This window comes from Alkalibaculum bacchi (assembly GCF_937875145.1).
Lineage (GTDB): Bacteria > Bacillota > Clostridia > Eubacteriales > Alkalibacteraceae > Alkalibaculum > Alkalibaculum bacchi_A.
This window is the reverse complement of record NZ_CALNCS010000037.1, coordinates 1-11,168: the sequence shown is the minus strand read 5'-3', so window position 1 is coordinate 11,168 and position 11,168 is coordinate 1. Positions and strand designations below refer to the sequence as shown.

The window sequence follows — 11,168 nt, the reverse complement described above, 5'->3', positions numbered from 1 at the left end:
ATGAGTCAAATTCTGCACAGGGTAAAGCATTAATCGATAAGACTTATCGTAAAAACCAAGGGCAGAATTGCCTACAAACTTTCCAATTAATAAATTGTCTAAATTTCTCGAAAAGTAATTCACTAAACTAAAGGCAAATTGATACGATGAAAATCCTTTGATCTTTTTATAGCTATCTGTATTAATTTTTAGGACAAACTTTAATTTTACTGTGCTAAAATTCCATATAAATGTAATAAAAGAAACCAAAATAGAGTGAATAACTAAAGCGTAATATTTAAACCCAATAAGGGCTAGTATAATCGTAGGTATCGCTGACAAAACAGACACTAAAACCAATCGCAAATTCACTAATTTAAACCTTTGTGCTTTTAGAAGAAGTGAATTCGGCACAATATTTACAGTGTTAAAAAGCAAAGATATGGCCAACAATGCGCCTATAGGAATGTACACGCTGTCATCATAAAAAATAGAGATTGGGATAGAAAAAAGAGCAAACAAAATTCCAATAACTAAGCCAATATAAATCGTCAAGGAGAATAAATGATTAATATCCTCTTCATCTATATTTCGGTGCTGAATAATAGCTGGCCCAATACCTATATTTGCAATCAAAGAAAAGAAGGTCGTAAATACGGTTACTACTGCCACAACGCCAAAATCTTCTGGAGATAGTATTCTGGCTAAAATTGCGCTGTATATTAACTGCACAAATATATTCGTGTATTTTCCGAAAAAGTTGATAGTAGTAGCTTTTCGAATAGACATTGATTTTTTTTCTGGATTCATTTGATCAATTCCTTCTCATGTATTTTCTGCTTAAGATATTCTATAATACACTATTATTTGCAATTATTTCTTAAAATTCACTATATACTATACCACATTCATATTGAACGGAACAATAATCCAACCATAGACAAACAACAATTGAACTGTTTATCAAATGGTAGTAGAAGAGTGGTTACTTTTTTTCATTCCGAATTCAGCTTTTTACATAATCTATCCTGAATTGACAGATAATATAAAAATCCCACGAAGCGCCATTAAAAGAAGCTTGTATTTATTAAGAGAAACTTTTCATTACTTTATCACAAAAACAGGAGGATTATATGAAAAAAAGCTTAAAATTTATCAGCATCCTACTATTTATTGCAATTTTGACAACCACATTCTTTGGATGTCAAGGTGGAGATAAGAAAAAAAAATTTACTGCTGGTACTTATGAAGGAACAGGAGAAGGTCACGGCGGTACTATTACAGCAAGAGTTACCGTTACAGCAGATGAAATTACCGAAATCAAAATTGACGCTCCACATGAAACAGAGAGCATCGGTGGCAGCGCAAAAGACAAAGTTATTGAAAGCGTGCTTTCAAGCCAAAGTCTCGCCATTGACACCGTTAGCGGTGCAACAGAGTCCAGTACAGGAATGATTGCAGCGATTACTGCAGCCCTTGAAAAATCAGGCGCAGATATGAAAGCATTACAAGATCCTAATGCAGGCGAAACAAGTGAAGAAGCGCAAAAAGACATGAATATAGATGTGGTAATTGTCGGAGCTGGTGGAGCTGGAATGAGTGCCGCGTTAGAAGTAGCAAACGCAGGAAAATCCGTGCTTATCGTTGAAAAAATGCCTATTATTGGTGGCAATACAAATTACGCAACTGGTGGTATGAATGCTGCAGAAACACCTTATCAAGAAGCTGCCAAAATCAAAGACACCAAGCAAACATTTTACGATGATACTATGAAAGGTGGAAAAGACAAGAACGACCCTGAACTCCTTAAAACTTTAGTAGACAATGCTCCCGATGCAGTGGAATGGTTAAATGATTTGGGGGCTGGGTTAAAAAGGGTTACTCTATCAGGTGGAGCTACAAATCCAAGAATTCACACTCCAGAAGATGGTTCCCCTGTAGGACCAGTAGTGGTACAGGTTTTATCTAAAAAATTAGAAGAACAAAATATCGAGATTATGTTAGAAACAACCGCAGAAAAAATTATCGAAAAAGATGGCGCAGTTGCTGGAATACAGGCAACAGACAAAAGTGGAAACTCGTTTAATATCAATGCAAAAGCAGTAATCCTTGCAACCGGAGGTTTTGGTGCTAATAGTCAAATGGTAGAAAAATACCGCCCTGATTTAAAAGGCTTCTCAACTACAAATCATAACGGCGCAACGGGCGATGGAATCGTTATGGCACAAGAAGTAGGTGGTGATTTAACAGATATTGAAGAAATCCAAATCCATCCTACTACCGATCCAGAAACAGGATACTTGTTCACAGAGGGTTTAAGAGGTGATGGGGCTATATTAGTAAATCTTGATGGAAAGCGATTTACTGATGAACTTCTTACACGAGATGTGGTTTCCGCTAATATCTTGAAACAAAAAAATGGAATTGCCTATCTGATTGTTAATGAAGCAATGCGAGAAGAAAATGCTTCTTTAGCTGGATATATTGAAGAGGACTATGCTGTACAAGGAGAAACCATCAAAGATTTAGCAAAAACTTTAAAAATTGACGAAGCAACCCTTGAAAACACCTTAAAAATCTATACAGGTTATGTTAAGGCTGGTAAAGACGAAGAATTCGAAAGAGCTCATCTAACTCAAACCCTTGAAGAGGGTCCATACTACGCATTAGAAGTAACACCTGGTATTCACCACACAATGGGTGGCGTAAAAATTGATACAAAAGCTCATATTATCAATACTGAAGGCCTTGCTATCAAAGGATTGTACGCAGCTGGTGAAGTCACTGGCGGAATTCACGGAGGAAACCGTATAGGTGGTAATGCAGTAGCTGATATAGTCGTATTCGGTCGTATAGCTGGACAAACAGCAGCAAGTGAGCTGCAATAATTTTATGGTGGTCAGCAGAAATATATTAGTTACCATCTTTCTACTCTTACCTTTCAAGCTTAAAACAAGAAGTTAATACTAAAAGTCATAAAAAACAACCGTCAAATTTATTGATGGTTGTTTTTATTCACAGAAACCACTACACTTTTCCTCCTAAAACGAAGCGAAGAATTTTAAGACCAAAAGAGATGTTCCAGATCATCCAGAGGATCACATCAACGAGGTCCCTACATATCACCTATGGCTAAACAAATGCCCCCTTGATTTTTTAGACTCCGTAACATTTGATGGAACAACAAGCTTATTAGCAAGTATTTCTTCCATATTTGTTGTAATCTCTTGATAGATTTCCTTACCTACTATCTTTTGTATCTTATGAAGACCACTTCTCAACTTGCTGTAGTCATCAGGTGTACTAGCATGAGTTCCTAAAGTATATATTCTGTTAGATTTAAGTAATGTTTTTGCTGTCATTTTGATTATGTTGCCGTGATGCCCTTCTATGCTTTTTATATCCATTTGGAGTAGGATATCCCTCGCGATTAGCTCTCTTGCGATATCAGGATTTTCTATTATAAAATCGTACTTTTCTATTTGACTTAGGATTACCCTATATCCCGCGATTTGTAATTTAAACACGCTTTCAATTATGGTGTAAAAGCTACAATTTTCATAGAATCGCACTAATATGTATTGCGTACCATTAATAGTAGCAATTTCTTTTCTCTTTAAACAATCGATCACTTCTGATGAAAAATCGATTTCACTGCCTAAAACAATCTGTACATTTATATTATTTTCTCTGAGGATGCTATTTAGGTATTCACACTTTTTCAAATCATAATCATATGTAGAAACAAAATCCTTTTGGTATGTAAATCTAGAAGCAGAAACGAGCTTTGTAAATCCAGCCTTACTAGCAGCCTTAGCAAGCTCCATTGTTTTTTTGAGACTATCAGGTATGGAGTTTTCTAGAAATAAGATATTGCTGTAAAAATCTATCATAATAAGTTTCCTCTTTTCGTTTACTATTTATAGTTCTTATATTCATCACGAAGAGCGTTCTATACTGTATCGTTTATTTTGCTATAGGCTTACATTCTATTTATTCTTTAATAAACTTCTACCTTTCTTTGAAATAAAAAAGCCACCAAAATATAAGCGATCTTAATTTTGGCGGCCGAACCATCTTGGTCTTTTAGTAAAATTATGTATTAGTCATCCAATGGCCCATACACAAGTATTCGAATATCTAATACAATAGGAATACCAAAACAGATCATTAATTACTTTATAGACTTTAGACTTCATGCTTTGCGTCCCTACCTTTCAGTAGGTTTGCCTTTTTCTATTTTATGGTAATGTTCTATTTTATATTAATATTTTCTTAATAATTTGTCAAGCTATTTTATTGTAACATTTTATTATAACATTTTATTGTAACATTTTGCAAACTTAATATTTTTATCTATAACAAACATAGGAAACCACTCCTATGTTATCAGGATTATTTATTAAAACAATATGTAACAAAAATCAATAACGCCTTCACTAAGATAGATTGATCTCAATGCTCTCTAGATGGCTTAAGAAGAATTTCACAGAATTTCTCTTACAATAATCATTTCTATATATTGGAGGTTCTGTTATGCATTACTATTTATCAGATAAGGATTTTGGTTCTTCTGGTTGATAAAAGCCCCATATGCAAGCTGAACCAGCAAATAAAACAGCTACCGTAGTTAGTAGCATAGATGCTATTGAAAATATTTTCTTTCTCACGTAATTCACCTCCTATACATAACTCGAGTCAATCCTTGATCTATTTTTGCTAAAACACTTCGTCCAATTATTGTAAGAGAAAAAACTTGAAATAACATTCCTCCAGATATATCTAAAACAAATATGTAAAAATCTACATTATTTGTAAACTGATACGATAACAAAAAAACAATACTAAGAATAAGGTATGTCGCAGCAATGATAAAAGATCTTTTTCTCATTTTTTTTCGTTTAGCTTCTGATTTAATAGGCTTAGCTTTACTATCTACAGGTGCATACTTATTGATTATATAAAAGGCAATCAAAAAGCTGATGCCGTCTACAATAAGTATGGTATTTACATTCATAAAATTTCCTATGTACTTCATGAATAAAGCCAAACCAACACTTACTACAGTTCCAATTACAGCACAACTTCCAGGTCTGCTAGCATGAGTTCCACCTGAATACTGCCTTAAGATGCTAGTAGAAAAAGAAACTATAAGAGCTTGAAGCATAACCCCAAATAACAACCCAAAAACAGCTACCGCTATAATACAAAGGGAAATCTGCATGATTACAAATGCTCCATAACGAATAATCTCATACTGCTCTTCCTCTAGATTCAGTTCATCAGATATTTTCTTTGCCAGTTGATCCTGTATATTCATCATCCAACCTTCTTTTCATCCTAATCTTGTAAATAAATAATATAAACAAGCCTAAACCCACTAAATAAGGCAAACCAATGAGAGAAAACATGCAAAGAGTATTAAAATCTGAGGAAGGCTATTTAATTCCAGTTGTATCTCCCCTTTAAATGTCGTTCATTATTTTATATAATAATACCATAATTACACAAAAAATTACATTTTCTCTAGATTATTTATAATCCTATTAATTTATTCAATAATCGAAGAACCAACTTATCCATGTCCCCAGGTTCACTTAATTCGAGGTGTTTCCTATCATTTTCGTAAGTATGAAATTTAAAAAATTTAAAACATCTTGTAAATCTAATAATAAAAATCAAAAAACATGATATAATGAAGTATAAAGATATAGGAATTAACGAATGAAATCGTTAGGAGGTTGTAAGATGGATAAAACGCAGCCAAGTTTATACTATTTAACTTATGATCAACTCAAGGCTAATAAAGATTTTCCAAAGTCCTTTTCTCATTTTTGGTGGTGGTTGTTGCAACGCACAGGTAGGGGTATAAAAAAAGGATTTGTAAAGAATATCATAACCCTATTTTTTGTTATGTTAGCCACTTTTATCTTAAACTCTGTATTTCTAATTTTTATTAACGATACCATGTATTTAGAAAATAGAGGCGGAAATAGTAGCTTAATCGCATATATTTTTTCAGGTATTTTAGATTCATCTACTGAAATTAAAGGTTTTCAGTTTATCAGCGCAAGAATACCAAATATCTTTTGGACGCTTCCTATGATGTTTTTACTTTCTGGATTAATTTTTAATATTTTTAGACGTATACGAGCAAACGGTTTCAAGAAGCTTATAAGCGAAATTCTTCATTCAGGTAAACTAGCTAAAGTTTACGCTAGTGGATCATCAAAAACCATAAATTATTTTATATTATCTGGCTGTTTTTGGGCTACCATAATAGGCTTTATTGTACAAAACCCAATAACCCTTTTTTTGCTTCCAATTATTCTCTTTCTTTCTTTTACCCTAAAAGAAAATAGTAAAATTATTAGTTTAATTTCAACCTACTTAATCGCAATAAATATTAATAAAAAGAAACCGAGAAATGTAAACGTAGCAAATATAGCACTGAGCATTTTAGGGCTTTCTATAGGATTTGCTATTCATTTTGTTTTCGCCCTTGTAATATGGATTGTTTTTGATTATGCACTATTAGCGAGGATAATTTTTAGCATCATTTTAGCAGTGCTTTTTTATATTCTAAAAAGGGGAAATAACAAAATCCATACAAACAAAGTGATGAAAGCCTCTGGTTTGATTTTTTCTTTTGTATGTATTACAACTTTTTGTAATTACATTGTCTATGCAGATGATGGTGGATGGGTTGAATCTGGCAGAAGTCTAATGGGATGGTTATCGAACCCTGGATCAAAAATTATTTCCAGGTTGGGACTTGGCCAAGCAGCAGCTGTTGGACTTGGTTGGATAGCAGATACTGCCTTAGGTGGATTGGCTAATCACTTTAATTTAAGCGAATTAATGACTCTAGCTGGTTTAGGTGCTGGGTCTAGCTCTCCGGAATCTTTAGGGAAAGCGGCATTAGGTGCGGCACTTGGCCCACTTGGAGACATTCTTGGAAACACTTGGGGTGGCGTTAACGATGCTTTAGCCGGCGGAGGAGCTGAAGATGATGGTTCTGGTGGTGACTCTAGCAGCGGTAGTTCAAGCGACAGTGGCCATTTTGATAATGACACTGGCAGGAGCAGGCCGCGTGATAAGAAACCCAATAAGAAAAGTGATAAATCTAGTAACAATAGCTCTAATGGGCATGACACTTAATACAGCAGTAGGAATGATGGTAATGTGCAAACAATAATGTGAAATAGATGAATTTATATTATACAGAAAAACAAGGGGGAAATATAATTGAAAAAGCTAACAACTTTAGTACTGTTTGGTATGGTTTTAATATTACTTTCTGCCTGCTCTATGACAGAAAAAAACGAACTCGTTATATATACCTCTGTAGATCAAATTTATTCTGAGCCAATTTTCAATCTTTTTGAAAAAGAAACAGGTATAAAGGTGAAAGCAGTTTACGATGTAGAATCACAAAAAACAACAGGAATGGCATCTCGTTTGGAAGCCGAAAAAAGCAAACCAGTTGCGGATTTGTTTTGGAACGGTGAGTTTACTAAAACTATAGCGCTGACAGAAAAAGGGGTTTTGTCTGACTATATCGCTTTTGGAGGTAGGGCTAGAGTTCTACTGGTCAATACAGAAAAAATAAAGCCAGATGATTACCCTACGACATTAACTGATTTGCTAAGTGAAAAATACCAACCATCTATGATTGCTATCGCTCGACCTATGTTTGGCACAACCTTTTCACAAGCTTGCGCTTTATATGCTCAACTCGGAGATGAGCCAGGGAAGATTTTTTTTGAGCAAGTAAAGAATAGGGGTATTAAGATAGTAGAAGGAAATTCTGTCGTTCGAGATATGGTTGTATCAGGAGAAGTAGCAATGGGACTAACCGATACGGATGATGCTTATGATGCGATAAACAAAGAGAAGCCCGTTGCCATAATATTTTTAGATCAAAAGAGTGATGAAATGGGAACTTTAATTATTCCAAATACCATTGCTTTCGTTAGTGGCAGACCTGAGAGCTCTAGTGCAAAAGAATTTATGGACTTTATTACGTCAGATAAGGCGGCAGTCCTCTTATATGAAAGTGGTTGGATCGATTTTGTAGAAAAACCTGAATTGATTAAAAATCAACGGTTTGACTTCTCTAAAGTAAAAGGTATGAAAATATCACTAGAAGAAATTTGTGAACAACAAGATGTAGTCGTAGAAGATTTGACGAAATTATTTATGGATTAAGGTGGAAATATGGAAGTAAAACGATATAAAAAAACTTCTAAAAAACTTCTTTCTTTCCTAAACTGGATCCCATTCGCAATTCTTATGATCCCGCTATTGGGATTAATCTATAGCTCCATAATAGAAGATGGCAAAACAATTGATATTTTCTCCCTTGTTTTGCCCACAGGGCGAAGGTTCAGTTTATTGATTCGCAGTATCTTGCTTTCGTTGTCAGTCAGTTTAACTAGTTTATTTATTGCACTATCAAGCGCATTAAAACTATATAGTGTCTCGCCAAAAAACAAGAGAGTAACAGATACTATTTGGCGAATATCTATCCTCATGTTGTTACTGCCCTCATTTATTCATTCTCAAAGTTGGTGGAAAACTTTTGGAATACTTTCTTTGCCTACCAGCGGATTATTGCCTGCCTGGTGGGTTTCTGTTATGTATTTCCTGCCATTACCTTTTACTCTCATCTCCCTTTCCTTAAAAGCTATAGATAAGGATGCCTTAGAAGCAGGAGCTGTATTTTTTAGCCCCGGAGTTGCTTTATTGAGAGTAGTATTGCCTTCTGTTTTACCGGCTATTTTAGGTGGAGCTTTACTGGTTTTTCTTTTGTCTTTGGCAGATTATAGTATACCGTCTATCTTTTCCTTAAATGTTTATTCCCTTGATATATTTGCACAGTTTAGTGTTTCAGGTTCGGTGGCCGATTCCTTTTTTTATTCCTTACCATTACTTATGATTGCTTCTGTTGTTGTAATTGTAGGATTAAATCTACTTCAAGATCTTTCTTTAACTACAAAAGGTGAGACCATCAGAAATCATGTGACAATTGTACTCCCCCCTTCAGTTTCATTATTATCTGGAATGGGATTAGTCATATCGCTACTCTGTATACTCATCCCCAGTTCAAATCTGATATTAGGGATGTTCCAAAGTGTTAACACAGTTGAAACTATTGAGATGGGATTAAGTGAACTCATAAATTCACTTATCATTTCATCAGGAAGTTTGCTTATTTCCTTGCCTTTATCACTTTCAATCGGGATGCAGATGAGTAATAAAAAACTTTCTGGCTTAGCCTATTTTGTTTTAATACTGCCCCTAATCATGCCGGCATCTTTAATTGGAATTGGATTAATTGGTGTGTTTCACAGCACTTATTGGTATAACTCTATTGTGATGCCCATCCTAGCTATTGCTATAAGATATACTCCAGTAGGTGCACTACTTTGTTATAGTGGTTTTAAGGGACTAGACAAAGAAATGATTAACGCTAGCTTAGTGTATCAAAAATCTACCTTAAACGGTTTCTTGAAAATTTTATTTCCTGTCCTCTTTCCGATTATCCTGATGGCAGCACTAAGTATTTTTATTATAGGTACCGGTGAGATTGGCGCAACCATTATGGTTTTGCCACCAGGATTTAATACATTATCAATTAAAATATACAATTATCTGCATTATGGTTCTTCACAAGTTGTATCTGTATTATGTTTCATGCTTGTCTCCGCAATTATAATTGTAGTAGGTATTGCTCAACTCGGTACTTTTTATACCCAAAAAGGACGTGATAAAAATGACAGCTAATTATATATTAGAAATAAGCGATTTAACAAAAAGTTACACCACAAAAAAAGATAAAAAAGTAACGCGTGTTTTGCAGGGCATTTCTTTATATGTAAAAAAAGGAGAACGGTTAGGTATTAGTGGTTCATCTGGATGTGGAAAGACCACATTACTTCATCTAATTGCAGGATTGGTGGCTCCTGACCACGGAAGTATTATCATAGATAATACTACAGTTTCATCTAACGAAGTACATATAGCCCCCCACATGCGGGGTATCGGTTATGTTTTTCAATCACCTGCACTCTGGCCCCATATGACCGTTGAGCAAAATATATTATATCCAATTCAAAATAAGGATGTTGATATAGAAGGTTTACTTGATGCTTTTGAAATATCAAACCTTATGAAACGATATCCATCACAAATTTCTGGTGGGCAAGCAAAACGGGTAGCTATTGTTCGGGCGTTATCCGCTAGTAACAAGTTGATTTTAATGGATGAACCCCTTACAAATCTTGAAAAAAATTTAAAGATGAATATACTGCAAACTCTGGATCTTTATATCAAGAAGACAAATAAAACTATCGTTTACATAACTCATGACATGGATGAATTAGAGTTTATAGCATCAAAAAAATATGTACTTAAGGATGGAACATTAAAAAATGCGTAAAATTCGAGATTCAAATATGGTTAAACAGTACAAAGTACGAAATATAGCAACTATCATAATTTCTTTATTTCTTATCCTATTAGCGACTATATGCTTGCTACAGTTTCAACAGGTAGAAAAGGAAAAAATAGAAAAGCAGAAGTTAAATGGTCTTCGTATATTTTTCCCAGAAAGTGAGATTTCAGCACTTCTATACGATGGAAAACATATTTGGGTAGGTGGGCGTGATGGCGTTTATCTTATCGATCCTCAAAGTGGCAAAATAATAAGGGAGATCGCCAAAGACATCCAAATGACGTACACAGCTGGCATATGTCAACTTGATGATAATAGCGTATGGATAGGTCATGAAAATGGCGTAACTATTTTCAATGATAACCATCGGATTGACTTTACCTCTCCACAGATCCCAAGTGGACGGGTAAATACAGTAGTAAGCGATGGATCTGCTGGAGTGTGGGCGGGAACGCAAACAGGTGCAGTTCATTTTTTAAAAAAAGATGGTAACTATGTTATCGATAAAATACTAACTTCTAAAGATGGGTTAAAAGAAGACGCTGTAAATACGATTGCATTGAGAGAAAATCATAGCATATGGTTTGGTGCATATCTTGCCAATAAAGTAGGTGGACTCAGTATATTAAAAGATGGTGAGTGGCAATATTTTTCCGTACAGCAGGGGTTACCTCATAGATATATTACTGCTACGATACCTATTAGCGAGGAGTATATGTTGGTTGGATTA

The 11,168-nt window shown here is 34.6% G+C and carries 10 protein-coding genes and 1 riboswitch; of the genes, 6 read left to right on the top strand and 4 right to left on the bottom strand.

Annotated elements, in window-relative coordinates:
• Nucleotides 1-789, bottom strand: a 789-nt coding sequence (locus Q7P22_RS02615) for an oligosaccharide flippase family protein (protein ID WP_303860277.1), incomplete at its 3' end; no start/stop codon positions are given.
• A 323-nt stretch (nucleotides 790-1,112) separates the two neighbouring features.
• Between Q7P22_RS02615 and Q7P22_RS02610 the strand changes: the two genes are divergently transcribed.
• Complete coding sequence (locus Q7P22_RS02610) at nucleotides 1,113-2,867, top strand: flavocytochrome c (RefSeq protein WP_303860275.1); 1,755 nt, start codon at nucleotides 1,113-1,115, stop codon at nucleotides 2,865-2,867.
• Nucleotides 2,868-3,101: 234 nt separating this feature from the next.
• Here the strand turns inward: Q7P22_RS02610 and Q7P22_RS02605 are convergent, their stop codons facing one another.
• From Q7P22_RS02605 to Q7P22_RS02595, 3 genes are all read right to left on the bottom strand, one after another.
• Nucleotides 3,102-3,872: a CpsB/CapC family capsule biosynthesis tyrosine phosphatase gene (locus Q7P22_RS02605; protein WP_303860272.1), complete on the bottom strand. Its 771-nt coding sequence runs from the start codon at nucleotides 3,870-3,872 to the stop codon at nucleotides 3,102-3,104.
• Nucleotides 3,873-4,039: 167 nt separating this feature from the next.
• Nucleotides 4,040-4,220: riboswitch (cyclic di-GMP riboswitch) on the bottom strand.
• 303 nt (nucleotides 4,221-4,523) lie between these two features.
• The gene (locus Q7P22_RS02600) at nucleotides 4,524-4,649 is read right to left on the bottom strand and encodes a cyclic lactone autoinducer peptide (protein WP_303860263.1); all 126 of its coding nucleotides are present in this window, start codon (nucleotides 4,647-4,649) and stop codon (nucleotides 4,524-4,526) included.
• Nucleotides 4,650-4,654: 5 nt separating this feature from the next.
• On the bottom strand, nucleotides 4,655-5,302 hold the full coding sequence (locus Q7P22_RS02595) for an accessory gene regulator ArgB-like protein (protein WP_303860261.1): 648 nt from the start codon (nucleotides 5,300-5,302) through the stop codon (nucleotides 4,655-4,657).
• Nucleotides 5,303-5,727: 425 nt separating this feature from the next.
• Between Q7P22_RS02595 and Q7P22_RS02590 the strand changes: the two genes are divergently transcribed.
• From Q7P22_RS02590 to Q7P22_RS02570, 5 genes are all read left to right on the top strand, one after another.
• On the top strand, nucleotides 5,728-7,140 hold the full coding sequence (locus tag Q7P22_RS02590) for a hypothetical protein (protein ID WP_303860259.1): 1,413 nt from the start codon (nucleotides 5,728-5,730) through the stop codon (nucleotides 7,138-7,140).
• 87 nt (nucleotides 7,141-7,227) lie between these two features.
• The gene (locus Q7P22_RS02585) at nucleotides 7,228-8,190 is read left to right on the top strand and encodes an extracellular solute-binding protein (protein ID WP_303860258.1); all 963 of its coding nucleotides are present in this window, start codon (nucleotides 7,228-7,230) and stop codon (nucleotides 8,188-8,190) included.
• Nucleotides 8,191-8,199: 9 nt separating this feature from the next.
• Nucleotides 8,200-9,768, top strand: coding sequence for an iron ABC transporter permease (locus Q7P22_RS02580; RefSeq protein ID WP_303860257.1), 1,569 nt, complete (start codon nucleotides 8,200-8,202; stop codon nucleotides 9,766-9,768).
• Nucleotides 9,758-10,423 (top strand): ATP-binding cassette domain-containing protein, encoded by a 666-nt coding sequence (locus Q7P22_RS02575; protein ID WP_303860256.1) that lies wholly within the window; start codon nucleotides 9,758-9,760, stop codon nucleotides 10,421-10,423. The genes Q7P22_RS02580 and Q7P22_RS02575 overlap by 11 nt, the downstream gene beginning before the upstream one ends.
• A partial coding sequence (locus tag Q7P22_RS02570) for a hypothetical protein (RefSeq protein ID WP_303860254.1) occupies nucleotides 10,416-11,168 on the top strand: 753 nt, incomplete at its 3' end. The genes Q7P22_RS02575 and Q7P22_RS02570, both read left to right, overlap by 8 nt.

What these genes read in the sequence shown, in the direction of transcription:
- Q7P22_RS02610 (WP_303860275.1), top strand. Translation starts at nt 1,113, where the DNA reads ATGAAAAAAAGCTTAAAATTTATCAGCATCCTACTATTTATTGCAATT.
- Q7P22_RS02605 (WP_303860272.1), bottom strand. Translation starts at nt 3,872, where the DNA reads ATGATAGATTTTTACAGCAATATCTTATTTCTAGAAAACTCCATACCT.
- Q7P22_RS02595 (WP_303860261.1), bottom strand. Translation starts at nt 5,302, where the DNA reads ATGATGAATATACAGGATCAACTGGCAAAGAAAATATCTGATGAACTG.
- Q7P22_RS02590 (WP_303860259.1), top strand. Translation starts at nt 5,728, where the DNA reads ATGGATAAAACGCAGCCAAGTTTATACTATTTAACTTATGATCAACTC.
- Q7P22_RS02580 (WP_303860257.1), top strand. Translation starts at nt 8,200, where the DNA reads ATGGAAGTAAAACGATATAAAAAAACTTCTAAAAAACTTCTTTCTTTC.
- Q7P22_RS02575 (WP_303860256.1), top strand. Translation starts at nt 9,758, where the DNA reads ATGACAGCTAATTATATATTAGAAATAAGCGATTTAACAAAAAGTTAC.